The organism is Caproiciproducens lactatisolvens (genome assembly GCF_052443335.1).
GTDB lineage: Bacteria > Bacillota > Clostridia > Oscillospirales > Acutalibacteraceae > Caproiciproducens.
Genome location: NZ_CP195750.1, coordinates 819,940 through 846,387 on the forward strand (window position 1 = coordinate 819,940; position 26,448 = coordinate 846,387).

Genomic DNA, 26,448 nt, shown 5'->3' on the forward strand with positions numbered 1-26,448 from the left:
GGGCTGACAGCATGGCAGAGAGCAAACACAGCTGGCGTGAGGATGAGCTCAGCCTGCAGGAGGTCATAAAGAAATACCCGGACGTATCTCCTTTCGTGATTCTGAAAACAGATGTTCAGCGACGGGGCGTCGACTTCACACAGCGTGCGATCGACGCGGTGGACCCCGACAGGGACGCGGTTGTTTATCGTGGGATTTACAGCGAAAAAAACGACCGTATCCCCAACGGGCTGATTCTTCGGGACGGAACAACGATTCTGGCCGACCGTGTCGTTCCCCCCTCCGGATTCAACGGCGGACGCGACCCCTATCTCATTGATATCGCGGACGGAAAAGCCGTGCTGACCGACGAAGGCAAAGTGATTGAAGAGGTCGGATACTGGCCGAAGCCCGATTATTTTGACAAAGTGACCAGCAGCGGAAAGCCTATGTGGCAGGTGCTGGTCGCAAGGCCGCAGCGGATGGACATTAATCTTTACCAGAACTGCGATTTTTGGAAAGATATCGGCATGGGCTGTAAATTCTGTCCGATCGCGGCAACCTACAGCAAAACCAAAAATATAAAGCGCGAGCATCTGGATTATCAGGACGTCGCGGAGGCGGTCGCCGAGGCGCTCAAACAGCCGGGGCGGTTCCGGATGATCCAGCTTTGTTCGGGCAGCCTGCTGGGCGGGAAGGAGCTGCTGGATGGTGAAATTGACCAGTATATCACCATGCTGAAGCTGCTGGAAAAGAATTTCAGCCATAAAAAGGTGATGACCCAGCTTATTTCCACCGCGCATAACGAACGGCAGCTGCGCCGCCTGCACGAGGAAACGATCCTGACGGGGTATACCGCCGATATCGAAGTCCTGAATGAAGAAATTTTCAACTGGATATGCCCCGGCAAAGCGAAGTACATCGGCTATCAGGAATGGAAAAGGCGCCTGTATCAGGCGGCTGAAATTTTCGGCCCGGGAGCCGTCAATACCGGGATCGTCTCCGGTGTGGAGCTGGTGAAGCCAAACGGTTTCCGCTCCGAAGAGGAAGCGCTGGAAAAGGGCCTTGCGGAAGCCGAGGAGCTCGCGCGGCACGGCGTCGGCGTCGCCCAGACGGTTTACCGTGTGGCGGAAGGCTCGTACTTCCAGAAGCAGAAAGCGGCGTCCCTGGATTACCTGACCGCTTTTGCCAAGGGGCTTGACACGCTTCAGCGCAGGTACCGTCTGGAAGCGTACTTCGACGACTACCGTACCTGCGGGAACCATCCCAACACCGATCTGGCGCGGATATAAGGAGCGGAAAAAATGAGCATACAATTGAACGATCAGGTGATTGCGCTGATCAACGATCCCAAAACACTGAAGGTACTGGCCAGCGCCGATCAAGACGGAATTCCCCATGTGGTCTTTAAAGGCTCCGTCTCCGTCAATGCGGACGGGAAGCTGCAATATCTTGAAATCATCGAAACCTCTCAGACAAACAGGAATCTGGTGCACAGCATCTGGTTCCGCCGCCAGGTTGCCGTCGGTATCCTTACACAGGATTCCAGAAGCTATCAGATCAAGGGCACTCCGGTACGGGCCGTGATCTGCGGAGAATTATTTGAAAAAAATTATATTGCCGTAAGGGAACGTTTCGGTAAGGACGCGGACCTTTCGACCGTATGGATCATTGATCCCGAAGAAATCAGAGAGGAAACGTTCAGCGTGCAGGCCTCGCGGGAGCGGGAAGCTTACCCGCTGATCGGGCACCTTGACCGATTCTGACAAACCTGTAAAGAAGGAAACATTCTCATGATCAATCAAAAAAAGAAGGTGGGAAACAGCGGCGTTTTTACGGAATTGGTGCTGCCCGTGCTTTTTCCCCTGCTGCTGCTTTTTGTGTGGGAGACATTGAGCGCGCGGCGCATCATCAATCCTGCCATTTTGCCCGCGCCGTCAAGCATCTTTTCTACCTGCTGGTCCATGCTTGCCAGCGGCGAAATCGCAAGGCATATGCGGATGAGCGCTTTTCGCGTATGCTCGGGGTTCCTGCTGGGCAGTGCCGGCGGGCTGGTGCTGGGGATTCTGATCGGGCTGTTCCATAAAATCGACCGTGCCCTGACGCTGATCATCGGCGTTCTCCGGCCGATTCCGATGATCGCGCTGATTCCTCTGTTTATCCTCTGGATGGGAATCGATGAAACCTCAAAAATCGCGGTGATTACGGTCGGCTCTTTCTGGTCCGTTCTGATCAATACGATTTATGGAATCAAAAGCGTCGACAAAAAGCTGGTGGAGGTCGCCTTCATTTTGAAGAAAAGCCGCATGGAGACGCTTCTGAAGATCGTGCTGCCCGCCGCCCTCCCGTCCATTTTTGCGGGGATCCGGCTGGGGGCCAGCAATGCGTGGGCCTGCGTGGTGGCGGCGGAAATGATCGCCGCCTCGTCGGGAATCGGCTATCTTGTGATGTTTGCCAGAGAGGTGTCTCAGCCGGACGTCATGCTGGTCGGCATCCTGATGATCGGACTGTTCGGCCTGCTGATCGATTTTCTGCTCGTTCACCTCGAAAAGCGCCTGCTGCGCTGGAATGAAGCGGAAACGAAGGACTGAGGGGGTAGCTATGAGCGGATTACTGTCTATCAATCACATCAAGAAAAATTTTATCATCGATAAAAAACAGGTGGAAGTCCTTTCAGATATCAGCCTGGATGTAAACAAAGGGGAATTCATCAGCATCATCGGTTCGAGCGGATGCGGAAAAAGCACGCTGCTGAAGCTGATCATCGGGCTGGAAAGCGCGACGGACGGACAGATTACTCTGGACGGCAAACCCCTTGTGGAGCCTTCGGAGCTGTGCGGCATGGTCTTTCAGGAATCGAGGCTGTTTCCCTGGTTCAACGTGGAGCAGAATATCGACTTCGGCATTCCGAAAAGCGTCGGCGCGGCGGAGCGGAAAAAACGGATTGACGAGCATATCGCGCTGGTGGGGCTCACCGAGTTTACAAAGGCCAGGCCGAACCAGCTCTCGGGCGGAATGCAGCAGAGGGTCAGCATCGCCAGAGCGCTTGTCGGACAGCCGGAGCTGCTGCTGCTCGACGAGCCCTTCGGAGCCCTCGACGCCCTGACCCGCATCAATATGCAGCAGGAAATCCTGCGTATCTGGGAGGCGGAGAAAACAACGATGGTGCTTGTCACCCACGATATTGACGAAGCGATTTACTTGGGGGACCGGGTGGTGGTCATGTCCAAACGGCCCGGCGTCATCAAAAAGATCATCCCGGTGGAGCTTGCCCGTCCCCGCAGCCGGACGAGTGAAAACTTTGCCGTCATGCGCCAGAAGGTGTACCGCGAATTTCTGGAGGAATCCGAAATCACACCGGATTACTATATCTGAGAACCCTGCGAAACCAAAGACAGCCGTTCCGGCAAATGCCGGAACGGCTGTCTTTTCAACGCTTTTATCATGCGATTTTTTTGTACTGACCGCCGCCCATGTAATAAAGGAACTCCACACGGTCCCCGTCGCGGACGGTAATAGAGCTGAAATCCTTCCGGCTGATGATCTCATCATTCAGCTGTACCGTTACATATTCCTGCATATCGACCTCGGTCTTTTCCAGAAGCTCCTGAACAGACATTTCCGCTTCAAAACTGTTTTGCTTGCCGTTGATCGTAATTATCATAGCTAAATCTCCTTACTTTCTTCGTGCCGGCCGGCAGGTGAAAAACTGCACGCCTTCTGTTCATAGTCGATCAGATGAGTGATGGTCGGGTGGTCTCCGCAAACCGCGCATTCAGGGTCACGGGTGATTTTGATTTTACGGAACTCCATTTTTGCCGCGTCGTAGGTAAGCAGGCTCCCGTTCAGCAGATCGCCGACTCCTAAAAGATACTTCATGGCCTCGGCCGCCTGAATCGTTCCGATGACGCCGCCCATGACCCCCAGCACCCCGGCCTGCTGGCAGGTCGGAACAGCGTCCGGCGGCGGGGGATTTTTAAATACGCAACGGTAGCAGGGGCCTTCCCCGGGAAGGAATGTCATGGTCTGCCCCTGAAAACGGATGATTCCCGCGTGTGAAAAGGGCTTTTTCAGCATGACACAGGCGTCGTTGATCAGAAATTTCACGGGGAAATTGTCCGTGCCGTCGATGATGAAGTCGTAATCCCGGTCCCTGATAATATCCAGAATATTTGCCGAAGTCGCATACTCGTGATACGTAACGACGTCTACGTCGGGGTTCATCTGGTTGATCGTCTCTTTGCCGGAGAGTACCTTCGGCTTGCCGACGTCCCGCGTGCCGTGGATAATCTGTCGCTGCAGGTTGGAAAGGTCCACGGAATCCGCGTCGACCAGGCCGATGGTGCCTACGCCTGCTGCGCCCAGATACATGGCGGCGGGCGCGCCGAGCCCGCCGGTGCCGATGATCAGCACTTTTCCGTTCAGCAGCTTTTTCTGTCCGCTCACGCCGACGTTGCTCAAAATAATGTGCCGTGAATACCGCTCAAGTTGTTCGTTCGTGAATTTCATAGGGAAGTCTCCTTTTGAATTTGGCCGGTGGACTGGCTTTCCAGTATTTTACGCACGAGAATGGCAAGCTGATGTAAATTTTCTTTCAGAAGATAGGCGCAGCAGCGGTTCTTCATCGCATAGCGGATGCTTTCCGGCGCAACGTCTTCGGAAACGATGATAAACGGCGTTTTCGGTGTCAGGCGGTTGCGCACGGACAGCGCCTGAATGGCGTTGAAGTGCGGCGTGGAATCGTCGGAAAGAATAATATCCCATTTTTCCTGCAGCAATGCCTGGCACATGGCCAGTTCGCTGGAAACGTACCGGCTGCAGACGCTGTAGCCTCCCCGCTTCAGCTCCAGGACATTCAGATCGGCAATATACCGGAATTCCTCCACAATGAGGACGTTGATGGTTTGCATTCGGCAATCCTCCGTATCGTTTTATAGTCCGCCGACAGCGTTTTCAAAATCTTCGGCCAGGTCCTCAATATCTTCCAGACCGACGCTGACACGGATCAGATCTTCGTAAACGCCTGCGTTTTCCTTTTCCATCGTACTGCTGTTTGCATAGATCGTGGAAGCGGGATGGATGACCAGCGTCCTAAGGTCGCCTATATTTGCAATATTGCACGCGTATTTTAAATGATTGATGATGGAAAAAGCGTTTTCCTTCGTACCGGCTCGCAGGGTCAATATCGCCCCGTAACCGCCGGAAAACTGCCGCCGGGCCGTTTGGTGCCACGAGCTGGATTTTAGTCCCGGATAGTTGACGTACGCTAACTTGGGATTGCCCGAAAGCTGTTGCGCAAGCTTCTGGGCATTGCCGCAGAGGCGTTCCATCCGGATGCCCAGCGTTTCCAGGCCCAGGCTGCACAGGAAGGCGTTGAACGGGGAAAAGCAGGAGCCGGTGTTGCGGAACAGCCCGCCTCTCAGTTTGGAAAGGTAGGCGAATTCCCCGAACCTGACAAATTTTGCGGTCGCGGGATATCGTTCCCGGTCCCATGCAAAGTTTCCGCTGTCGACAATGATCCCGCCGATGGAATTTCCGCTGCCGTTGATATACTTGGACACGGAGTGTACGACGATGTCCGCGCCAAGCTCAATGGGGCGCACAAGGAAGGGGGTGGCGGCGGTATTGTCGACGATTACCGGAATTTTGTGTCTGTGCGCCATTTGCGACAGGGCAGAAATGTCGGGGACGTCCAGCTTTGGGTTCCCGATGGTCTCGACAAACAGCAGCTTCGTATGCCCGGTGATCTGATTTTCAAAGCTTTCGGGCGCGCTGTCCGCGACATAGCGGGTGGTGATCCCGTAGCTTTCCAGATCGCGGAACAGGCCGATCGTTCCGCCGAAGATTCCCGCGGCGGAAAGGATTTCATCCCCAGCGCTCAAAAGATTCAAAACGGACAGGGAGATGGCGGCCATGCCGGAAGCGCAGGCCACCGCCCCGATACCGCCTTCCAGCGTGGCGACGCGGCGCTCAAAAGCTTCGACGGTGGGGTTGTTGATTCTGGTGTAGGAGAAGCCCGGCGCACGGTTGTTGAAGATCGCCTCCAGCTCCTCCGCGGTTTTGTGTTCAAAGGCGCTGGACTGGTAAATGGGCGTATGGGTGGCTCCCGTCGCCCTGTCCGGGCCGTTGTCTTTATGAAGCAGAGCAGTATTGAACCTCATTCCAATCCGCCCTTTATCACGCCGAGCAGGTAGGTTCCGTCGCTGTTCTGAACCACCTCGATCACCTTGTGCTTTTCATTTTTCAGGCTGCGGGGAACATTCTGAATCGGTTCTCCGTCATTCAGCCGGATTTGCAGGGTCTGTCCGTTTTCCAGCTCCTCCAGCGCGACTTTTGTCTTTACGAAGGTGATCGGACACACCACATCCGTAATATCGACAAAAGCGTCATAGCTTTGCTTGCTCATCGGATTGCCTCCTCCAGTTTTTCCTTTAATTGATCCTCGCCGATGCGGTCGATCGTCCGGCGGAAACGTTCGCCCGGCTTTCCGTGTTCCTGAAAGAAGGCGATGGCGGCGTCTACCACGCGGAACAGCTGTTCCTTCTCTGTAATCAGCGGAAGCAGCGGCTTTCCAAAGGCCATATCGTTCCCGAAGGTGCCGCCGAAGGAGGTAATGTAGCCGCTTTTCCCCGACCAGGCGTCTGTGGGGCAGGATTTTACGCATTTCCCGCAGTAAATGCAGCGGCTTTCGTCAAACGCAAGCGAATTTGGCCCGCGGCTGACGCTGATTGCCTTTACGGGGCATGCGGCCGCGCATACGCCGCAGTAGGTGCAGTCTCCGCTGTGCCACTCGGGGCGAAGCCCTCCTTTAATACCGAGGTCGTTTTCTTCCGCTTTCAGGCAGTTGTTTTTGCACCCGGTAATGCCGATTTTAAATTTGTGGGGCAGGTCCCTGCCGAAATATTTGGCGTCCAGTTCCTTAGCGAGCCCGCTGGTCTCGATCAGACCGCTTCCGCAGATCGCGTTGCCCTGGCACGCGGTGACCGTACGCACGCGCGGGCCGCATGCCCCCGGCTGAAGCCCTACTTCGGCCAGCTCGCCCTTTACCGCCTCCACGTCTGCAAAGTCGATGAACGGGATTTCAATTCCCTGCCGTGACGTCATATGGACATAGCCCTTTCCGTACCGCTCGGCTATCTCGCTGACTTTTTTAATCTGCTTTCCCTGCAGCTGACCGCCGACCACACGGATTCTCAGCGAAAATTTACTGTTTTGAATCTGCCTCATAAATCCGCCTTTTTTCAGCTCTTTATATATCGACTCATCCATCTGAGTATTCCTCCTTACCGTACTTCTGAATTGTACATTTAATTATAGAATACGGTCCCCGCTCTGACAAGGCGAATAAATTTAGCATAAGGGGGGAATATCTTTGGCTGTCAAAACCGGACGATTGACTTTGCCCGCCGGCATGTTAAACTATTTCATAACTGATACAGTAAACATATGTGTATTATATACTTTTAAAGCGCTGCATTTCCGGGAGGAGCTTTGAAATGCACGCCCTTTTATTTGACATTTCTATAGCATATAAAACATATATGTTAAATTAAGTTAATATCTTTTTTAGAAGATACGGGAGGTTTATTGTGATAATATTAAAAAAACAGCAGATAGGGGAAATGATACGCCACAGCATTGCCGGGCTTCCCAACGAAAGCTGCGGGCTGATCGCGGGAACCGTCGAAAACGATTGCAAAACGATTGAAAGGGTATATCTGCTGAGGAACATCGACGAAAGCCCGGAGCATTTTTCCATGGATGTGCGGGAGCAGTTTGCGGCGGTCGCGGATATGCGAAAGAACGGCTGGAAGCTGATCGGCAATTTTCACAGCCATCCGCAGACGCCGTCCCGCCCTTCACAGGAGGACATCCGGCTGGCCTTTGACCCGTCGCTGAGCTATTTGATCCTTTCCCTTGCGAACAGGCGGGAGCCGGTGCTGAACAGCTTTCTGATACGGAATCAATCCGTGGAGAAAGAAGAAATAAAAAGTTTGGAGTGAGTTTGTCATGGACCCCCGTGAACACGAGGCCTTTGCAGGAATTCAGGAACAGGAGCAGAAATCCCCGCGCGACGACGGCCATGACCTGCAGGTGCTCAGTTCTACGATCTCCCATGAAATCAAAGCGCCGGTACGCGCCATTGACGGCTACGCGCGGATCTTCCTTGAGGATTACCGCGATAAAATCGATGAGGACGGCCTGCTGCTGATCTCCAATATCCGCACGATATGTGGGGAAACGCTTGCCATGATCGACAGGCTTCTGGAATACACCCGGCTTTCCGGAGTGGAACCCGTCAAGGAAACGGTCAATCTGCAGCAGATGATTCAGGACGTGTGCGACGAGCTTGCGGCGGGCTATAAAAGCAAAAAAGCTACCGTGTTGAAATTTCAGGAGGAGATTCCGTTTGTCCTGTGCGACGGGACCCTGATGCATCAGGTGGTGGTGAACCTGGTCTCAAACGCGCTGAAATTTACCCGCGAAGAACAGACCGCCGTCATTACCGCGGGCTTCCATCCCGAAAACGGGGAGGATGTATTTTATATCCGCGATAACGGCGTGGGGTTCGATATGGAATATTCCCAGAATCTGTTCGGCATGTTCCAGCGCATGCATTCCGATGATGAATTCGAGGGGAGCGGCGTAGGCCTTTCCATTGTGAAAAAGCTCATTCAGGCAATGGGCGGTAGAGTCTGGATAACCGGCGAGGTCGGAAAGGGGGCCTGTGTGTATTTTACCCTTCCCCCGGGCAATATTTTAAAATAGAGCCGTGTGGTTCGCTTGTTTCTGTTAGGAGGTGTCGGCAGATGTATCGGGTTTTATTGGTGGATGACCGGGATATTTTTCTCATGGAGCTGAAAAGGCTGAAGGTATGGGGGAATGTTTCCGGGTTCGAGGTGGCGGGAAAGGCCAACAACGGAAGACAGGCAATGGAAATGCTGAAATCCTCTTCCTATGATCTGGTCCTAACGGATATCCGCATGCCGGTGGTCGACGGCCTGCAGCTTCTGCGGGTCATCAATCAGGAGAACCTGTGCTCCTGCGTGGTGCTCCTGAGCGAGTACAGTGAATTCAATTACGCCCGGCAGGGAATTGTGCTGGGCGCTTTCGATTATCTTGTCAAGCCTCCCAGCCGGGAAAAGCTTTTGGAGCTGTTCCGGCGGGCGCACCGCTTTCTGGAAACCCGCAAAAAAGGGGAAGACGCCTACGGGAACCCGCTGGAGACCGACTTTGGCTGGGCATACCCCTCTGCGGAGGAAAAAAGGGTTGTCGACGGGTTCCTGAACCGGAGCCCCGATACGGTGCAGATTTTTGAAAGCGCCGTGAAAAGCGTGTACACCATGATGGGCGACAATATGATCAAGGCCGACATCCTTGTCAGAAAGCTGTACCACCATATCATCGAAGAGGTTTATTCAAAAATCCCCTGGCTGAGCGATTTTATCGATATCCGCTTTTTTGACGCCACGGAATATCTGCAGGAAAGCGGACCGGATACCTATAAAGAATATTACTGCGGGAAAATAACTTTTTTGCTGAACTTCATCCGCAGGTATCAGCCGGAGGTGGAGGACGGTACCATCAGCGAAATCTGCGCTTACATACTGGGCCATTCGGAAGACGATATCAAGCTGAAGGTGCTCGCGGAAAAATTTTATATCAACAATACTTATCTGAGCAATACCTTTGCCGTTAAAACCGGAATGCACTACAACAGCTTCGTCACGATGGTAAAGATGGCGCGCGCGGAATACCTTTTTAAAAATACGGATTTGAAAACCTATGAAATCTGCTATCAGCTGGGGTATCACGATATCAATTACTTTTCCAGACTATTTAAGAGCTACATCGGCAAAAGCCCGGCGGAGTACCGGAGCCTGCAGCTCAAAAATTGCCCGGTGGTCATGGAGAGCTGCTGCAAGATAGCTCCGTAAAACAGCATCACACAAAAAAGCCCGAAAACGCTTTTCAGCGTTTCTTCGGGCTTTTGCATTGTAGAACAACCACCGACTATGTCGGTGGAGCGGAAAAAGCTTTAGCGTTGAAACAGACAAAAAAACTCCTTTTGATGTAAAATAAGCTTGCGGTCTGGCAACTGCAAGAGACATCAAAAGGAGGACATTCAGAGATGAATGACAATAAAAGTTTAGCACATACCAAATGGAACTGCAAATATCATATTGTATTTGCACCAAAGTACCATAGAAAAATATTTTACGGAGGCAAGCGAGCAGAAATAGGAAAAATACTGAGAGAATTATGCGGTTGGAAGGGAGTCGCTCTTTTAGAAGGAGAGGTATGTCCTGACCATGTACACATATTAGTAGAGATACCACCGAAGATGAGTGTAGCGAGTTTTATGGGATTTTTAAAAGGGAAAAGCAGCCTCATCATTCACGAAAGACATGCAAATTTAAAATACAAGCATGGAAACAGAAGCTTTTGGTGCCGAGGATATTATGTGGATACAGTTGGAAAGAATGCAAAGAGGATAACCGAATACATTCAACATCAATTGGAAGAGGATAAATTAGAAGATCAATTAACGTTCAGAGAATATCAAGACCCTTTTAAGGGTAGCAAGTAACAATCCTTTGCAAATGTCAGACCGTACCAGCCATTGCAATGGCCGCCAGTAATAGCGGGTTATACCCGCATATGAAATACCACCGGCTACGCCGGTGGATTTTTATTTGAGTGCGGGGCATGTGGAATTCCATGGGAGTACAGCCGGACGATGCTTCGGAGCGGAACGGAATACGCTTTTGCAGCAAGCATTGCGGGAGGGATTATGAGGAGAAATTCCATTTTCTGATCGTAAAATTATCTTCAAGCAAGGTCCAGTTCTGCGGGAACGGATAGCCCAGGGCCCAGTAGCTTATCCCCGGCAGGTTATAGCTCTTCACCATATCGAATTTTGCCTGGGCGCTGCGCGCGTCCTCAAACCACACTTCGTGCTCCCTGCCCTGTTCGTCCCAATACCGGAAGGAAGGAGCCTGGGCGACCGGGTCGTACTGAATTTCCGCGCCGTACCTGACGGCCCTCGCGATCGCCTCCTGGGAGCTGAACGTTTCCGCCTCCTGCCCCTCGGTATGGGGCAATAACCAGTCTCTGGCATAGATCTGGAAGCCGAAGTAGATTTTCTCCCGGGGAATGACCGTGACGGCATAGTCAAGAACCTGCTCGATCTGATTCAAAGGGGAAATCGGCTGAGGCGGCCCTTTCCGATAGCCCCATTCGTAAGTCATCAGGATCACGAAATCGACAATTCTGCCGTGCGCCGCGTAATCGTGCGCTTCATAGAGCAGACCGGCCTGCTCTTCGGATGTTTTCGGTGCGAGCGCCGTGGATACAAAGAAGCCCTGCGCATGCAGGCGGTCCACCGCGCGCTGGAGAAAGCGGTTGTAGGCTTCGCGGTCGGCCGGAAGCACGTTCTCCAGATCGATGTTTAATCCCCGGTATCCTTTTTCTTTCATCAGGGTAATGATTTCAGTCAGCAGACGTTCCACGATCTGCGGGCTGTTCAGCACGACGGACGCAAGATTCGCTCCCTGGGACGTCGAAGTAAAATTGGTGATGGACATCATGGGGACCACTCTTTCCGCCAGAGCGGCCTGTACGGCGGGTTCATCATCGATCGGCTGCAGCGTCCCGTCCTCCCTGATCAGATAAGCAAACGGGCTCAGATAGGTCAGAAATCTGCCGTCCTCCCTGACGATCGGAACGGCGTCCTCCCCCAGCATATAAAGATACCCGTTCACATTGAGAGGGGGCCTTGCCCTGCGCGGAATAACCAGTACGGTTCCGGGAATGATCACGTCCGGATCAGCGATCCGGTTGACTGTAATGAGGGACTGCAGCGGCACGCCGTACCTCTGCGCGATCCCCCCCAGGGTTTCCCCGGGCTGTACACGGTGCCGGGGGGCGGGGACATACAAGATCATTCCCGGACGGATACTGTCCGGGTCCGTAATCTGGTTGGCCTGCACGATTTCCCGTACGGTGGTCCCGTATGTCTGAGCGATCCTCCACAGGGTGTCTCCGGGCCGTACGGTATAAAAATCCTCGCTGGGAATCACCAGGGCTTGACCGATAACAAGCCGGTTGGGATTTTGCAGCCCATTCACCGCCGCTGTTTCCGCCGCGGAAACACCATATCGATTTGCAATCTGCCAAAGCGTTTCGCCCGGCATGACTACATGAATGAACATAAAACGTCACCTTCTTTTTTCACAATATATGTGAAAATTCCGGGGTGTGTGAAAGCTTTCCTTTACCGGGAACCAATCTGCAAAATACGGGATCCGAACGGTCTTTTCATCTTCATAAAAGATCGGGAACAGCTTTTGAGAAGCGTTTTTGATAGCAGGAAAGCTGCGCTCCGCCAGCCATAGGGAATATAAAAACAATAGCCGGATCACAGTACGGTCGATCCGTGAAGAAGGCGACAAACGATACTGCGGCAGCAAAATTTGTTTTGCGCCAGGTCCTATCCAAACAATTTCTGCCATTATGCAAAAGTTAGTCATGTTGTAGAAGAGATTTTCATGATATATAATTAATATATGTTTAGTAGATTATAAACTTTGCTCTCAGAATTGCAGACCGGCAAGGTCTGCTCCGGTGGTTTTATCGATAATCCTGGCTATCTGTAAAACGCTCGGCAACAGGAGTTTGCTATGCTCCTGTTGCTGTTATGATGCGCCCGGATCAGGAACTGATTGACAAGGTGGAACAAGGGGGAGATGCGCGTGCTTTATCATTTCATAATCCCAAGAGGGATCCGGGAGTACTGTCTCGGCCCCTGTAGATTATTTATCATTCAATGAAAAAGAAAGTAGGCGGATACAGCTTGAGTAATGATCGCAATTGGCGGGAAAAAGAGCGCAGCCTTTCGGAAGTGATCCGGAAATATCCCGACGTTTCCCCGTTTGTCATTATAAAAACCGATGTGCAGCGCAGAGGGGTTCTCTATACCGAAAAGGCTCTCGCCGCCGTCGATCCGGACATCCATCTTACCAAATTGCGCAGCGATTACAGCAATAAGGAGGATTTGACGCCTGTTTCTCTTACGATGCGGGACGGCACCTCCATTAACGTCGGGGACGAGGGTAGCGGGGACGCGCATAGCGACAGAGACCCCTACCAAGTGGATGTGGTGGATGGAAAAATCGTATTGGTGGATGAAGGAAACGTCATTGAAGAGGTTTCTTACTGGGAAAAGCCGGATTATTATGAAAAAGTAACCTCACGGGGTACTCCCATGTGGCATGTGGTTTCTCCCCGCCCGCAGCGGCTGTGCATCCATCCCCACCAGCAATGCGATTTTTGGAAAACGCCCGGCTACGGCTGCAAGTTCTGTACCATGTCCGCCGTTTACCACGCGGGCAACAAGCCGGAGCTGCTGAACACGCAGGATATTGTGGAGACTGTGGCCGAGGCACTCAAGGAGCCGGGGCGCAATGTCAATATCTTCCTGACGGGCGGAACGCTGAGGGGCGGGGAAAATTTCCTGGACGAGGAGCTCGACTGTTATATTGACATTCTGGCAGGAATCACCAGGCTGTTTGGGGGAAAGCGTTTTCCGAGCCAGCTGATCAGCACGGCCTTCTCACGGGAGCAGCTCCGGCGCCTGCACGACAGCACGGGCCTTGCTTCCTATACGGCGGACCTCGAGGTGCTCAATAAAAGCCTGTTTGAATGGATCTGTCCGGGCAAGGCGGCGACGATCGGTTATGAGGAATGGAAAAACCGTTTGTATGAGGCTGTAGAGATATTCGGACGCGGCAATGTGGACACCGGAATCGTGGCGGGCGTGGAGCTCGCGCAGCCAAACGGCTTTCAAACAGAGGAGGAGGCTCTGGAATCCACCCTCTCCGAAGCGGATGAAATATCCTCCCACGGCGTGGGCGTGGTCGGCTGCGTGTGGAAGGTGCATCCCGGTTCTATTTTTCGTAAGCAGACGTCTCCCAGCCTGGAATATTACGTGCGTCTTGCCCGCGGGCTTGACCAGATACGCCGGAAATACAACCTTAGTATCGATATGGACAATTACCGGCGGTGCGGCAACCATCCCGATACGGATCTTTCCAGAATTTAGGAGGAGAACGATGATGAGTGCAATACTCGGCGAAGAAATCAAGCGGGCGCTTGCCGATCCCGGAACGGTCCGGGCCGTGGCCACCGTGGGGAAGGACGGCGCTCCGCATATCGCATTCAAACAATCTCTCAGGCTGCGCGGGGATGGGAACCTTGAGTACGACGAGGGGATTGAAACGTCCCAAACCAATAAAAACCTCGTGTATTCCATCTGGTTCGGGAAAACCGTTTCCATCAGCCTGCTGACCCCGGACCGGCGCGGCTACAACATCGTGGGGCGTCCCCTTCGGGTGCTGATCGCGGGAAGGGAATTCCGTACGCATTACACAGCGGCCCGGGAAGAACGGGGGGATATCGATCTGTCCGCCGTTTGGGTGATCGAACCGGTCGCGTCGTATGAACAGAGCTTTGACAAACGCAGGCAGGAGGAAGAGGCGGCACACCCCCTGCTGCAGCATTTAGACCGCCTGACCGTAACCGGTCAATAACTATTTTTAAAATTTGAGGAGAAATTTCATGATGAAAAACCATTTAAAAAGGAGTAAGCCTTTCATTCCGGTGCTGATTCTGGCGACCCTTCTGTCGGTATCCGGGTGCGCGTCCGCGGCTCCGTCTTCCGGTACCTCGCAGGCGGTCGCCTCCGCTCCCGCGTCCTCCGCTTCCGCTTCGGCGCAGGAGTCCGAAAAAGATTACGGCGGGCTGACCATCCATATCGCCACCCAGCCCAGCCAGACCCAACCCGCCCTGGCGGAGGAGCTTGGCTATTTTAAGGAGGAATTCGGCAAAAACAACATCAATTTCGATGTGCGTACCTTCGCTTCCGGCCCTCCGATCATCGAGGCCTTTGCCGCCGGCGATATCGATATCGGTCAGGTGGGCGCGCAGCCGGCCGTCCAGGCGGCCGCCAACGATATTCCGCTTAAAATCATCGCCGCCTATATGACCGGAAACGGCAAGGGCGACGGCCTGCTTGCCCGAAAGGGTTCCGGTATCAATGCGCTCGCAGATATCCGCGGGAAGAAAGTCGGCGTGCAGATCGGTTCCAATTCCCATATGCTCCTGCTGCGGATTCTGGAGTCGGTCAACCTGACCGAAAAAGACATCCAGCTGGTAAACCTTTCTTTCACGGACATCAACACCGCGCTGGAGGCCGGCAATATCGACGCCGGCGTCAGCCAGCTTCCGCAGCTGCAGACCGTAATCGACAACGGGACCGCCACTCTGCTGCAGGTAGACGGCTCTCAATTTCCAAGAACGTCGAGCGTCATTATCGTTTCGGAGGAATTTACCAAAAAATATCCCGAGCTGATTCCCCGCATCCTGAAAACACTGGACAAAACGGTTACTTATTGCAAGGAACACGAGGACGAGGCGATCAAGATTCTTTCCAAGAGAAACGGCGTGGCGGAAAACTCTTATAAAGCGTCCTTTGCTTCCACTGAATTTTCATTATATCTGGACAAAGAACGGCTCGGCACCCTACAGGACACAAAGGAATTCCTGCAGGAACAGGGTACCATAAAAGACGTGGACCTGAACCAGATTATCGACACCTCCTATCTGGAGAAAGCAGGAATCAGCAAAAATTAACCGGAAGGGACGCTTTTGTATGACTTCAAACCTGAAAAACCGGGTTATCAGGATCGGCCTGGGGTGCGTTCTGCCGGCGGTGCTGATCCTGACCTGGGAAATTCTGGGGCGGCAGGGAATCATCAACCGCTCCATCTTCCCTTATCCCACACGTATTTTTGAAACCTATCTGGATATGGTGCGGAAGGGCAGCATACAAAAGGATCTTTCCGTAAGTGCGGGGCGGGTTATCAAGGGCTTTTGCATTGGTTCCGTCCTGGGGCTGAGTATTGGCGTTATTATTGGTCTTTCCAAAACGGCAAACAGCCTTGCGGCCTCCATCATCGGGCTTCTGCGCCCGATCCCTATGATCGCGTGGGTCCCTCTGCTCATTTTGTGGATGGGGATCGACGAAGCTTCCAAGGTGACGCTCATTTCAATCGGTACCTTTTGGCCGGTGGTGATCAACACCAGCCGCGGGATACTCAACAGCGATAAAAAGCTGCTGGAGGTGGGCACTATTCTGGAGAAAACCCGATTTCAGATGCTTACCAAGGTGGTTTTGCCCGGTGCGTTTCCCTTTATTTTTACCGGCCTGCGTCTGGGAGTGAGCAGCGCGTGGACCTGTGTCGTAACGGCGGAAGCCATCGCGGCCGCCTCGGGCATCGGCTACCTGATCATGTATGCGCGCGAGCTTTCACAGCCGCCCGTAATGTTCTCCGGCGTAATCACCATCGGCTTGGTGGGATTGCTTCTCGATACGGTTCTGCAGCAAATCGAAAAGCACGTTTTGCGCTGGAACGAGACTGATGGAAAGTAGATATCAAAATGGCTGAAAATAAAAACATAGAGATAGCAGGTGTCTCAAAAACCTTCAGGCTTTCGTCCGGGGACCTGCCGGTGCTCAACAGCATCGATTTGCAGATCGAAAGCGGCGAGTTTATCAGTGTGGTGGGCGCCAGCGGGTGCGGCAAAAGCACCCTTTTACGGATTCTTTCCGGGCTGGAAACAGCCACCACGGGCGAGGTGCGGATCGGCGGGCGCAAAGTGGAGCACCCCAGCGTGCTTACGGGCGTGATCTTCCAGGAATCCAGGCTGTTCCCATGGCTGAACGTAGAGCAAAATATCGCGTTCGGCATCCATCAAAAAATCGATAAGGAGCAAAGGGCGCGGTCCATAGCGGAACATATCGAACTGGTGGGGCTGAAAGGTTTTGAGAAGGCGTTGCCAAAGCAGCTTTCCGGTGGAATGCAGCAGCGGGTGAGCATCGCCCGTGCGCTGATCAATCAGCCCAACGTGCTTCTGCTGGATGAGCCGTTCGGCGCGCTGGACGCTCTCACCCGAATCCACATGCAGAATGAGATTCTGCGGATATGGGACAAAGAAAAATCGACGATGGTTTTAGTCACCCATGATGTGGACGAGGCGATCTTTCTGAGCGACCGGATTGTGCTCTTATCAAATCGTCCGGGAGAGGTCAAGAAAGTGATCTCCGTCGGTCTGAACCGCCCCAGGGACCGCAGCAGCGCCCGCTTCATCGAGATCCGCAAAGAAATTTACACTCATTTTTTCGAGGACTCCTCCCTGTCGATCGAATACTATCTGTAGTTTCATTTTCCCGTCTTGCATACTATCCGGAGCATCTGAAAATTCAGCACTATATCATATCAGGAAAGCCGCGGCCAGACCGATTGGAATGGCCGCGGCTTTCTTTAACGGCATCTCTTTTTGCATTAAAAAGGGAGACCTTTTACGAGATTATATTGTGCAAAAACGAGTATATCATAACTGTTTAACTTTTGGGGTGTAGCTATAATCAACTCTATAGGCGAAGTTTTTTGGTGAAATAACTTCATCAAATTATTTCTTCTTTTATTTTGCCATTGGGTCGAAACTTCGTGGTGCAAGCCGGGAGAAAGGAAAAAGCTCCGTTTTCAAATCTTGTTAACGCAAATCTTTTGTATATTGCTGGGCACTGACATGAAGAAGCTTCTTTGCAGTGGTGATGTCGGTGATCAGCGTGTCGATCAATCGGTAACGGATGGCAATATAAATACTCTCAACTTTTTCGTCCCCGCCGGCGACCCCGATCACTTCCGGTATTTTCTTAATTTCATCTAAGCTCAGCGACATCAATTGCTGGTTCCATTTGCAATCCACCAACTGGCCGTGCTCATTGAAAAAATTGAATGAGATATCGCCTTTAATCAGATCACTGACGTTGTCGGTATATTTATCAATGCCGTGCATGTAGGCTTCTGTCATTTCAAAATAGATGGGAGAGCTACCGAGGCCGACGATAGCGAGGTCCGAATTTCTGGCGTTGTCCAGCACATCCTTAATGAAGTGCTGTTTCATAAGAATCCGCTTTGCCTCCGGGGAATCGACGACTACAGGGGCATGGAGCTGCAAACTGTCGCCGCCGCACTGACGCGCAAAAATCTCGGCGATAACATTCGCCTGGGTGTCTCTGTCATTACGCAGTAACCCGCCGGATAGCGGCACAAAGGTCACATCCGGAAATGGGACCGGGGAGGAAAAGCTGTTGGCCAGCGCGAAGTTGGTTTCACCGGATGATACGGCCACCAGTTTGGCCGAGTACATGCGCCGGAACAGGTATTTCGCCGCTAAATGTCCCAGCCGTTTCTTCGGCTGGTTGCTTTCGTCCACATTGACACAGATGACATCATGAAGCTTGAAGGTCGATTTTAGCTGATTTTCCAGCACATGGTAAGGCCGCATTCCGGCGTCGTGGATGATGATCTGCACGATTCCGACGGTGCGCGCCTTTGTGAGCAGTTTCGAGACCAGCGAGCGGCTCATATTATATTTCTTCGCAATCTGATCCTGCGTAAGGTAGTCGTCATAATACAGATGTGCGATTTCTACCAGCAATTGCGTATCATCGGAAGTACCCATTCTCTAATCCCTCACAGCTTACATAAATACGATTGAGCTCCCAATTCTGACCTCCGGAACACCGGCGGGCGATAGCACGACCGCCCCCGGCAATACGTCTTCAGACGGATCAAATATCAGCGTCATGTGTCCCAAACGGCTGAAATTCTCATTCGCCACCTCGCCGACCTGTTCTACAGTGTACTCCTTATCATCAAACAACATATGTCCGCCCGGACGCAATATTCCGTCACTCTGTTCGCCCTTGAATTCGTGAATAATACAGGCATCCTGTAATTCTTCAGGACAATCTTTGCCGAAAAGAACCAGCATCGGACTTTCGTCAAATATGGCATCCCTGCCAATTGCAGTCACGGTTGTCTTGAACATTTGCATCATGCTCCTTTTTATACATTATAGCGCAATGCTTAGAAAAAAGAAAGCGTTCCATAACTCAGCGCGGATTTACTTGCCGGAGAAGACACGCATTGCACGCAGAATATCTGATTTCATGGCGCTCGTAGCGCAAAGTGAGATAGCATCGAAAAATAGTGCATCATGATCTGTGTTCAGATACTGCCTGACTGCCTCCCCGCCGGCCTTGTTCATATAGGTATAATAATTGATCTTGCAGATACCATTCTGGATGGCGGTCCTGTAATCTTCATTGGAAACACCGGACCCCCCGTGCATAACGAGCGGAATATCTGCCGCGTCGCGGATTTTACTGACACGGTCAAGATCCAGACGGGGCTCGGTGAGATACACGCCGTGCACAGTTCCAAAAGCAACGGCCAGACAGTCGACTCCGGTTGCATCCACGAAACGGCGGGCCATATCCGGATCGGTGTATATATCATCCAGATTAGTGTAGTCGTCGGCGCTGTCTGCGTTTGTACCCTCACCGACGACAACTTTCGATGTGAAAACGTGGCCGAGTTCTGCTTCCACGGAGACTCCCGCGGCGTGTGCGATCTTAACGATCTCAGCTGTCTGAGCGATGTTTGTGTCAAGATCCTTCCCGGATGCATCATACATCACGGACGTGAAACCGAGCCGGACAGCCTGCACGCAGCGTTCAAATGAACTTCCGTGATCCAGATGCACAGCAACCGGGACAGACGCGCGTCCGGCATAGTGCAGCATCAATGGTGCGATCTCATGCATGTCGACAATGCTGTCATGGCTCTGTGCATGTTGCAGGATAACAGAACATCCAAGTTCTTCGGCTGCCGCGATAATCGCGCGCACGCTCTCCAATGTTGTACCGTTGAATGCACCTACTGCGTATCGACGCGCTTTGGCGTCGGCTAAAATATCCTTGAGATTGGCCAGCATGATTTTATCCTCCTATTTTGTTGTATCAACGTTATAATGTGCAAGCAGAATACGTTCCGCCTCTGCGCTCCAGCAGCCGTTTGCACGGTCACAGGCATCCGCCAGTTCGCCGAACAGCGGATTCTCCGCGCTCAATTTGCGAAAATCCTTAATTGCGGTCAGTGGCAGATCAATCTGCGTGTAAATCAGCTTCTTGCCGCCTGGAATCTGCGGCAGATTTAAGGTCGTTTCGATTACACTGTTTAATCCGCCGATATGTGTCAGCATGACGGTGGGATTTATGCGCCCCTCATCCGACAGACGAATTGCGTCAAGCAGGTCGTCGTTGGTGCTTCCGGTGAAGCCGACATAATGGGTTTTTGCATAGTGTATGTTATACATATTGATCATTGCGGACAGGCCCTTGTCCACGGGACCGGCAAAGAAATTCAGGCAACCGTCGGTTGCCAGTACCTTGTCAGCCTGTTCAATTAATCGCTGCACGGGCGCATATACAAAGACATCGTCGTATCCGGCTCCATTGCTGAGACTTCTAAGATCCTGCACGACGTCGCTGCTTGACTCCGCATTAAAAAATACAAGCCGCCTGTTGTTTGGCACAGTCAAAACGGCTTGGGCGCGCGCGATTCGTTCCTTAGAGACATCGACGGCAACGATGAGTGCCGGACCGTTTTCCAACTGCAGAGCATAATCGATAGCGGCGAGCCCCATTGGGCCGCAGGCTCCGAAAATAATGAGGTTTCCTTGGGGTTTTACTCCCATCGTGTGCTCGTGATTGACATCCGAGGTGTGGTACATCCGGTTATATCCCGCGATTACACACGCAATCGGCTCCGCCAGCGAAGATTGAAAAAAGGACTCCCCCTTGATTGGAATCAGGCAATTGAGCTCCATCACCTCGTTCGGAATCACACAATAGGTGCAGTCGCCGCCGAAATAAGAATACGAATAACCCGGGGTGTCGAATGTTCCGTTATAATTCAGGGAAGGCTGGATTGTGAACCGCTGGCCCGCCCGATATTTGTCCTTCCATTTAGCGCCCACCGATATGATGACACCCGCCATTTCATGGCCGATGATTACCGGCTTTTCAGACAGATCGTCCGGCGCGCGCTTATGCGCGCTACCCTGCTGAACCAGCTTGTATGTAGACATACAGACACTGTCCGTCATCATTTTTGCAAGAATCTCATCCTCCCTGATTTCAGGTAATTCCAATTCTTCTAATAGTAGATCTTTTGTTCCATGCAGCCTGATTGCTTTTGTTTTCATGTAGGTACCTCCGTTAAGATTATATTTTCATTCCTTTGATGGAATGGTTGTGAGTGCCTGATGACACTACTATAATAGCGACAGTTTATCGGTATTGTCAATTATTTGCGATACATTGGAACATATGTGATGACTATTTTGCGGATCCAACATGTTGCGGAATTAAACTGTAGAATATGTTCAAATTTTTAATATTATGTTGACATTTAATGTGCAATAATATAACATCAATGAGCAAGATGAGTAAGTCGTCACACGACCTGACAAATGTGAGAAAGGAGAAGGCAAGTGATAAAGGGGGGTGATTCTATGACGATAGTATTAGGCGGGCTGTTCTTGGCCATGGCGTTGCAGGCATTTTTTTCATACATGCAATTAAAGGCCGTGTACGGTACGCTGGGGCAGATGAAGCGTGAGCACGCCGGATCGGGATATCTGGCAATGGGGAGAGCAAAATCAAAGATCCCTTTCTGCAAGGGAGTAGCTGTCATTATCGTGGTGGATGAAACAGGAGTTGTCGTGGAATACCGTGAGATGCAGGGCAGAACCGTATTTGCCAAATTCAGGCGGCGGGCAGAACTGACCGGTTTGACGATGGAGACGGCAGTCAGCCGGGTGGCTGAGAAAATGAGAGTGCAGGCCTTGAAAAAGGCGATTGAGCTGATTGACGAGCAGCGCAACAGGCAGGCTGTCACATTGTAAAAGGGAATCGAATTGATAGGATTTAGGAGGGCATTTTATGGATTTCTTAGTAAAATTTGCAGAAGTATTTACCGGTGTGTTCCAGGCCGGAGGCGAAAACCTGACGGGGCTAATCACGGGGATCCTGCCCACGTTGCTGGTGCTTCTGACGACGATCAACGCGTTAATTAAGCTGATTGGAGAGAAACGCGTCAATAATTTTGCGAAAAAACTGACGCGGTTCCGCTTGCTGCGCTATACGCTTTTACCAATCATGTCGCTGTTTTTCCTGACAAATCCGATGTGCTATACAATGGGGCGGTTTGTCGAGGAGAAAGAGAAGCCGGCCTTTATTGACGCGTGTTTCTCGTTTGCGCATCCAATACTCGGAATTTTTCCGCACGCTAACCCAGGGGAACTGTTTGTATGGGCGGGCATCTCCGCAGGGATTACAACGCTGGGGCAATCGGCTATGCCGCTGGCGGTACGGTATTTTATTGTGGGTATTATCGTCATATTTATCCGCGGCAACGTGACTGAGCTTATTACGACTCTGATGATGAAGAGAAAAGGGGCGGCGAAATGAAGACGACAGTAAAAGTAACGAGAGGACCCGGGGGCTGGGGCGGCCCGTTTACCGTGCAGGAGACCGAGACCCGCAAAGTCGTGGCGTCGATTACAGGCGGCGGTATTCATCCGCTGGCGCAGAAAATCGCGGATATGCTGCATGTTCCGGCCGTAGACGGTTTTAAAGAAAAGGTCGAGCCTGATACCATGATTATTGCTATCGTAGACTGCGGCGGAACACTGCGGTGCGGCGTATACCCAAAGCTCGGGGTCAAAACGATCGACACCCATCCGATCTCACCGTCGGGCCCGTTGAGCCGCTACATCAACGAAGGCAATTTTGTATCGGGGGTCGTCGAGGATAACATCAGCCTCGTGGAAAGCGGGGAAACCGATACCGTTGCAAAGGCAGCTCCCAAAGCTGCTCCAGAGACAAAAGCAGCGGCGGCGGAGGCGCCCGCAGCCTCTTCAAAAGGGATGGTCGGATTTATTACAAATTCCGGACGAGCAATCGGAAGCGTTGTGAACATCTTCTATCAGGCCGGCCGTGATTCCGTTGAAATCGTATTGAAGAGCATCCTGCCATTTATGGTATTTGTCAGCATCATGGTCGGCATCATCAACTACACAGGTGTTGGCAATGTGCTTGCTAACGCTATTAAGCCGCTGGCCGGAAGTTTGCCGGGACTGTTGGGGCTGTCCGTTTTTTGTGCGATCCCGTTTTTGTCCCCCGTATTGGGACCGGGTGCGGTCATCGCGCAGGTCATCGGAGTATTGCTGGGTGTTCAGATCGGAAAGGGCACGATTCCGCCGTCCTACGCTCTGCCCGCGCTGTTCGCAATCAATTCTCAGGTCGGCTGCGATTTCCTGCCGGTCGCGTTGACATTGGCAGAGGCTGAGCCGGAGACAGTGGAAACCGGTGTCCCGGCGATGCTTTTCTCCCGGCTCATCACGGGTCCCATAGCGGTACTGGTGGCGTTCCTTCTGAGCTTCGGACTTTATTAGACAAAGGATCTGTAAGTAAAGTATAAAATAAAGACTTTGAGAAGACAGGTATGCCCGTCAATGCCACCAGGAAAAAATGCTGGAAGGCGTTTCCTGGTGGCACGCCTAAGAAGTCAATGGAAAGCTGTTTCGAAAAATACACGGACGTGTAAACTTGCGTACATAAAAGCACACAACTCTGCAAAACAGAATATGTTTCAAGAGGTAGTATGGTATGAAAATAAAAGGCGTAATATTTGATCTGGACGGAACACTTCTTGATTCGATGGGTTATTGGAATAATTTACGCGTGGAATATCTGAAAAGGAAGAAAATCGATTTTCCGCCGGGACTGGAACGTACCTTGGTTAAAATGGGTTCTATGGAATCCGCGGAATATCTTCGCATGAGATTCAATCTTGCGGATTCGGCGGAGGACATTAAGAATGAATTTGATCAGGAAATGACCTATCGCTATGAAAACAGTATCCGCCTAAAGCCCGGAGTGCTGGAAGTGCTGCAGCGGCTCACTGATATGGGCATCAGATTTTGCGCAGCCACTGCTACGGACCGTGTATTAATAGAAAAGCCGCTTATACGATTGGGAATCTATGAGATGTTCGCCGGCATATTAACCTGCCAAGAAGTCGGATATAATAAGATGCATCCCAATATTTGGCGGGAGGGACTTAAAATTCTTCATACGACACGCGATAATACCATTGTTGTAGAGGATAATATTCAGGCAAGCCGTACTGCAAAGGCAGACGGGTTCACAGTATATGCAGTCTATGATGAAACGGCTAAGGACGAAAAGCAAATGCTTCAGTTACTTGCGGATCGCTATTTAGATTCATTGAAAGAGTTTTTAAATGATTTAAAGTAATGGGATGAGGAAAGTACAGAGTTCATAATGTCTGTCTCATACGGTTGACGTAAAGAGAGACCTGTATGGGCTGTTTATTTAAATAATGAGAGGAATCAATATGGTAAGTCAAAAAGTAAGAATTCAATTAAAATACGGACTGCATGCCCGGCCGGCCGGTACGCTGGCGAAACTGGCGCAGCAGTATCAAAGCGATATAAAAATGCAGTCAAATGAAAAAACATTCAACATAAAATCAATCATGGGCGTGATTGCCGCAGGAGTAAAGTGCGGCACGGAAGTCGAACTGATCTGCAATGGAACAGATGAGCAGAAAGCATTGCGTGAACTGGTCGATGCGATTCAATCGGGTCTGGGAGAATAACAGAGCTTTCATACAACGGGCAGGGTTTATACAGCCCTGCCCGTTTGTTTTCATATATCAATTCTAAGGAGGAAACAGGATGACAGTCCTAAATGGAAAAGGTGTATTGGATGGGATCGCAATCGGAAAAATTGTGTTCTATCAGCGCAAGGGAAGGGAAGCAGTTAAACGTCATGCGGAAAATACGGAGGAGGAACTTCGTCGTTACCGGGACGCAAAACAGCAGGAAGCAGCGGGACTGAAGAAGCTGTATGAGAAGGCGCTTCATGAGGCGGGAGAGAAAAGCGCCAAGATATTTGAAATCCATCAGATGATTCTGGAGGATATCGATTTTTGCGATGCCATAACGGATACGATCCAATCGGAGCGGGTCAATGCGGAATATGCCGTGAAAAAGGCATGCGATACATACGTTCAGACAATTTCTGCTATTGACGATCCATATCTGAAAGAACGTGCTGCCGATATCAAGGATATATCTCAAAAGCTGATTGAAATCCTTGCCAATGCCGAATCGGATGCTTTTACATCGGATGAACCCGTTATTATCGTCGCAGACGACCTCACGCCAAGCGAGACAGTGCAGCTGGATAAATCAAAAATACTTGCTTTCATTACCATAAACGGTTCTGTTAATTCTCACACTGCGATTCTTGCGAGGAGCATGAATATTCCCGCCATGGTCGCCGTCGGAGAGCAATTGGGCCTGAGATATAACGGGAAGAACGCAATTGTGGATGGCGCTTCCGGAAGGATTTATATTGAGCCGAACACTGCGACGCTGAAATTATTTTCTGAAAGGAAAGAAGCGAAAGAGGCGGAACAGGAACAGCTGCATTGCCTGAAAGGGAAAAACAGCGTTACGATAGATGGAAGAAAAATCAAGATTTTTGCAAATATCGGTGGGCCGCAAGACGTGGAGGCGGTCCTGAACAATGACGCGGAAGGCATTGGACTGTTCCGCAGCGAGTTTCTCTATCTTGGCAGAGAAACGTATCCGACCGAGGAAGAACAGTTTCAGGCTTATCGGTCGGTGGCGGAAAAAATGAAGGGAAAGCAGGTCATTATCCGTACACTGGATATCGGCGCGGACAAGCAGGCAGACTATTTTGAAATGCCAAAGGAAGAAAACCCCGCTATGGGCTGCCGTGCCATACGCATTTGCTTAACCAGGCAGGATGTTTTTAAAACACAGTTAAGAGCATTGTACCGGGCTACTGCGTTTGGAAACATCGCGATCATGTTTCCCATGATCATTTCCGTGGGAGAGGTCAGGGCTATAAAGCAAATTGCGCAGGCTGTTCAGCTGGAGCTTTCCGGGGAAGGGGCAGCCTACAATCCGGAAACAAAACTGGGCATCATGGTCGAAACTCCGGCGGCCGCTCTTATTAGTGATGAGCTTGCGAAGGAAGTGGATTTCTTCAGTATCGGTACCAATGATCTGACTCAATACACACTGGCGATCGACAGGCAGAATCCAGGTCTGGAGCATTTCTACGACGCACATCATAAAGCGGTGTTGACCCTTATCCGGATCACGGCTGAAAATGCACACAAAAACGGCATTTTTGTAGGGATCTGCGGTGAACTCGGGGCGGACCTTTCCCTGACGGAGACTTTTTTAAGGATGGAAATTGACGATCTTTCCGTATCGGCGCCCTGTGTGTTACCGCTGCGGAAAAAAGTCATGGAAACCCGCGTTGATCGTTAAATGTTTAAATGGCGGCACTTTTATAAAACGCCTGCGGAACTGGCAATGAAATGACCCAAAAAGTTAGATAAATTACGGCGTTGTCCAGTTCCCTTT

Annotated in this window: 30 protein-coding genes; 19 read left to right on the forward strand and 11 right to left on the reverse strand. The window is 51.5% G+C overall.

The window, feature by feature from the left end; all coding sequences use genetic code 11:
• Nucleotides 1-11: 11 nt before the first annotated feature.
• The 4 genes from ACRQV7_RS03980 to ACRQV7_RS03995 are packed head-to-tail and all read left to right on the forward strand — an operon-like array spanning nt 12 to nt 3,354.
• Nucleotides 12-1,271: a radical SAM protein gene (locus ACRQV7_RS03980; protein WP_444659541.1), complete on the forward strand. Its 1,260-nt coding sequence runs from the start codon at nt 12-14 to the stop codon at nt 1,269-1,271.
• A gap of 12 nt (nt 1,272-1,283) precedes the next feature.
• Nucleotides 1,284-1,745: a pyridoxamine 5'-phosphate oxidase family protein gene (locus tag ACRQV7_RS03985; protein ID WP_444659542.1), complete on the forward strand. Its 462-nt coding sequence runs from the start codon at nt 1,284-1,286 to the stop codon at nt 1,743-1,745.
• 27 nt (nt 1,746-1,772) lie between these two features.
• Nucleotides 1,773-2,570, forward strand: coding sequence for an ABC transporter permease (locus ACRQV7_RS03990; protein ID WP_444659543.1), 798 nt, complete (start codon nt 1,773-1,775; stop codon nt 2,568-2,570).
• 10 nt (nt 2,571-2,580) lie between these two features.
• The gene (locus ACRQV7_RS03995) at nt 2,581-3,354 is read left to right on the forward strand and encodes an ABC transporter ATP-binding protein (RefSeq protein ID WP_444659544.1); all 774 of its coding nucleotides are present in this window, start codon (nt 2,581-2,583) and stop codon (nt 3,352-3,354) included.
• Nucleotides 3,355-3,421: 67 nt separating this feature from the next.
• On the opposite strand, the gene thiS is transcribed toward ACRQV7_RS03995, so the two are convergent.
• The 6 genes from thiS to ACRQV7_RS04025 are packed head-to-tail and all read right to left on the reverse strand — an operon-like array spanning nt 3,422 to nt 7,248.
• Nucleotides 3,422-3,643 carry a sulfur carrier protein ThiS gene (gene thiS, locus ACRQV7_RS04000; RefSeq protein WP_275713097.1) on the reverse strand — a complete coding sequence of 74 codons (222 nt, stop codon included), beginning with the start codon at nt 3,641-3,643 and terminating at the stop codon, nt 3,422-3,424.
• Nucleotides 3,644-3,645: 2 nt separating this feature from the next.
• Complete coding sequence (locus ACRQV7_RS04005; RefSeq protein WP_444659545.1) at nt 3,646-4,488, reverse strand: HesA/MoeB/ThiF family protein; 843 nt, start codon at nt 4,486-4,488, stop codon at nt 3,646-3,648.
• Entirely contained in the window at nt 4,485-4,889 is a 405-nt protein-coding gene (locus ACRQV7_RS04010) for a response regulator (RefSeq protein WP_038323032.1), read from the reverse strand. The genes ACRQV7_RS04005 and ACRQV7_RS04010 overlap by 4 nt, the downstream gene beginning before the upstream one ends.
• Nucleotides 4,890-4,910: 21 nt before the next feature.
• On the reverse strand, nt 4,911-6,140 hold the full coding sequence (locus tag ACRQV7_RS04015) for an O-acetylhomoserine aminocarboxypropyltransferase/cysteine synthase family protein (protein ID WP_444659546.1): 1,230 nt from the start codon (nt 6,138-6,140) through the stop codon (nt 4,911-4,913).
• Entirely contained in the window at nt 6,137-6,385 is a 249-nt protein-coding gene (locus ACRQV7_RS04020; RefSeq protein WP_141827447.1) for a sulfurtransferase TusA family protein, read from the reverse strand. Before ACRQV7_RS04020 ends, ACRQV7_RS04015 begins: the two co-directional genes overlap by 4 nt.
• Nucleotides 6,382-7,248, reverse strand: a complete 867-nt coding sequence (locus tag ACRQV7_RS04025; RefSeq protein WP_444659547.1) for a 4Fe-4S binding protein — start codon at nt 7,246-7,248, stop codon at nt 6,382-6,384. Before ACRQV7_RS04025 ends, ACRQV7_RS04020 begins: the two co-directional genes overlap by 4 nt.
• 320 nt (nt 7,249-7,568) lie before the next feature.
• Here ACRQV7_RS04025 and ACRQV7_RS04030 point away from each other — a divergent pair, with 320 nt between their 5' ends.
• From ACRQV7_RS04030 to tnpA, 4 genes are all read left to right on the forward strand, one after another.
• The gene (locus ACRQV7_RS04030; protein WP_275713089.1) at nt 7,569-7,982 is read left to right on the forward strand and encodes a M67 family metallopeptidase; all 414 of its coding nucleotides are present in this window, start codon (nt 7,569-7,571) and stop codon (nt 7,980-7,982) included.
• Nucleotides 7,983-7,989: 7 nt separating this feature from the next.
• Nucleotides 7,990-8,748, forward strand: coding sequence for a sensor histidine kinase (locus ACRQV7_RS04035; protein WP_444659548.1), 759 nt, complete (start codon nt 7,990-7,992; stop codon nt 8,746-8,748).
• Between the two features lie 41 nt (nt 8,749-8,789).
• Complete coding sequence (locus tag ACRQV7_RS04040) at nt 8,790-9,917, forward strand: response regulator transcription factor (RefSeq protein ID WP_444659549.1); 1,128 nt, start codon at nt 8,790-8,792, stop codon at nt 9,915-9,917.
• A gap of 194 nt (nt 9,918-10,111) precedes the next feature.
• Nucleotides 10,112-10,570, forward strand: coding sequence for an IS200/IS605 family transposase (gene tnpA, locus ACRQV7_RS04045; RefSeq protein WP_444659550.1), 459 nt, complete (start codon nt 10,112-10,114; stop codon nt 10,568-10,570).
• A 202-nt stretch (nt 10,571-10,772) separates the two neighbouring features.
• Here tnpA and ACRQV7_RS04050 read toward each other — a convergent pair whose 3' ends face one another.
• A complete protein-coding gene (locus tag ACRQV7_RS04050) occupies nt 10,773-12,194 on the reverse strand; it encodes a LysM peptidoglycan-binding domain-containing protein (RefSeq protein WP_444659551.1) in 1,422 nt (473 codons plus the stop codon).
• A gap of 641 nt (nt 12,195-12,835) precedes the next feature.
• Here ACRQV7_RS04050 and ACRQV7_RS04055 point away from each other — a divergent pair.
• From ACRQV7_RS04055 to ACRQV7_RS04075, 5 genes are read left to right on the forward strand one after another with little or no spacing between them, the layout of a single operon-like run.
• Nucleotides 12,836-14,083 carry a radical SAM protein gene (locus tag ACRQV7_RS04055; RefSeq protein ID WP_444659552.1) on the forward strand — a complete coding sequence of 416 codons (1,248 nt, stop codon included), beginning with the start codon at nt 12,836-12,838 and terminating at the stop codon, nt 14,081-14,083.
• A 10-nt stretch (nt 14,084-14,093) separates the two neighbouring features.
• Complete coding sequence (locus tag ACRQV7_RS04060) at nt 14,094-14,570, forward strand: hypothetical protein (protein ID WP_444659553.1); 477 nt, start codon at nt 14,094-14,096, stop codon at nt 14,568-14,570.
• A 28-nt stretch (nt 14,571-14,598) separates the two neighbouring features.
• Nucleotides 14,599-15,672: an ABC transporter substrate-binding protein gene (locus ACRQV7_RS04065; protein ID WP_444659554.1), complete on the forward strand. Its 1,074-nt coding sequence runs from the start codon at nt 14,599-14,601 to the stop codon at nt 15,670-15,672.
• A 19-nt stretch (nt 15,673-15,691) separates the two neighbouring features.
• The gene (locus ACRQV7_RS04070; protein ID WP_275713076.1) at nt 15,692-16,471 is read left to right on the forward strand and encodes an ABC transporter permease; all 780 of its coding nucleotides are present in this window, start codon (nt 15,692-15,694) and stop codon (nt 16,469-16,471) included.
• A gap of 8 nt (nt 16,472-16,479) precedes the next feature.
• Nucleotides 16,480-17,259, forward strand: coding sequence for an ABC transporter ATP-binding protein (locus ACRQV7_RS04075; protein ID WP_444659555.1), 780 nt, complete (start codon nt 16,480-16,482; stop codon nt 17,257-17,259).
• Nucleotides 17,260-17,595: 336 nt separating this feature from the next.
• Here ACRQV7_RS04075 and ACRQV7_RS04080 read toward each other — a convergent pair whose 3' ends face one another.
• The 4 genes from ACRQV7_RS04080 to ACRQV7_RS04095 form a co-directional block, all read right to left on the reverse strand.
• The gene (locus ACRQV7_RS04080) at nt 17,596-18,570 is read right to left on the reverse strand and encodes a sugar-binding transcriptional regulator (protein ID WP_275713073.1); all 975 of its coding nucleotides are present in this window, start codon (nt 18,568-18,570) and stop codon (nt 17,596-17,598) included.
• An 18-nt stretch (nt 18,571-18,588) separates the two neighbouring features.
• Nucleotides 18,589-18,939: a PTS glucitol/sorbitol transporter subunit IIA gene (locus ACRQV7_RS04085; RefSeq protein ID WP_275713071.1), complete on the reverse strand. Its 351-nt coding sequence runs from the start codon at nt 18,937-18,939 to the stop codon at nt 18,589-18,591.
• A gap of 75 nt (nt 18,940-19,014) precedes the next feature.
• Entirely contained in the window at nt 19,015-19,887 is an 873-nt protein-coding gene (locus ACRQV7_RS04090) for a class II fructose-bisphosphate aldolase (RefSeq protein ID WP_444659556.1), read from the reverse strand.
• A gap of 12 nt (nt 19,888-19,899) precedes the next feature.
• The gene (locus ACRQV7_RS04095) at nt 19,900-21,159 is read right to left on the reverse strand and encodes a zinc-binding dehydrogenase (protein WP_444659557.1); all 1,260 of its coding nucleotides are present in this window, start codon (nt 21,157-21,159) and stop codon (nt 19,900-19,902) included.
• 309 nt (nt 21,160-21,468) lie between these two features.
• Between ACRQV7_RS04095 and ACRQV7_RS04100 the strand changes: the two genes are divergently transcribed.
• The 6 genes from ACRQV7_RS04100 (at nt 21,469) to ptsP (ending at nt 26,352) form a co-directional block, all read left to right on the forward strand.
• On the forward strand, nt 21,469-21,861 hold the full coding sequence (locus ACRQV7_RS04100; RefSeq protein WP_275713067.1) for a transcriptional regulator GutM: 393 nt from the start codon (nt 21,469-21,471) through the stop codon (nt 21,859-21,861).
• A gap of 37 nt (nt 21,862-21,898) precedes the next feature.
• Complete coding sequence (srlA, locus tag ACRQV7_RS04105; protein ID WP_275713065.1) at nt 21,899-22,426, forward strand: PTS glucitol/sorbitol transporter subunit IIC; 528 nt, start codon at nt 21,899-21,901, stop codon at nt 22,424-22,426.
• Entirely contained in the window at nt 22,423-23,412 is a 990-nt protein-coding gene (srlE, locus tag ACRQV7_RS04110) for a PTS glucitol/sorbitol transporter subunit IIB (protein WP_275713063.1), read from the forward strand. Before srlA ends, srlE begins: the two co-directional genes overlap by 4 nt.
• Nucleotides 23,413-23,626: 214 nt before the next feature.
• Complete coding sequence (locus ACRQV7_RS04115; RefSeq protein WP_275713062.1) at nt 23,627-24,277, forward strand: HAD family hydrolase; 651 nt, start codon at nt 23,627-23,629, stop codon at nt 24,275-24,277.
• A gap of 100 nt (nt 24,278-24,377) precedes the next feature.
• Nucleotides 24,378-24,641, forward strand: coding sequence for an HPr family phosphocarrier protein (locus ACRQV7_RS04120; protein ID WP_275713061.1), 264 nt, complete (start codon nt 24,378-24,380; stop codon nt 24,639-24,641).
• A gap of 79 nt (nt 24,642-24,720) precedes the next feature.
• Entirely contained in the window at nt 24,721-26,352 is a 1,632-nt protein-coding gene (gene ptsP / locus ACRQV7_RS04125; protein WP_444659558.1) for a phosphoenolpyruvate--protein phosphotransferase, read from the forward strand.
• The last annotated feature ends 96 nt before the right edge of the window (nt 26,353-26,448 follow it).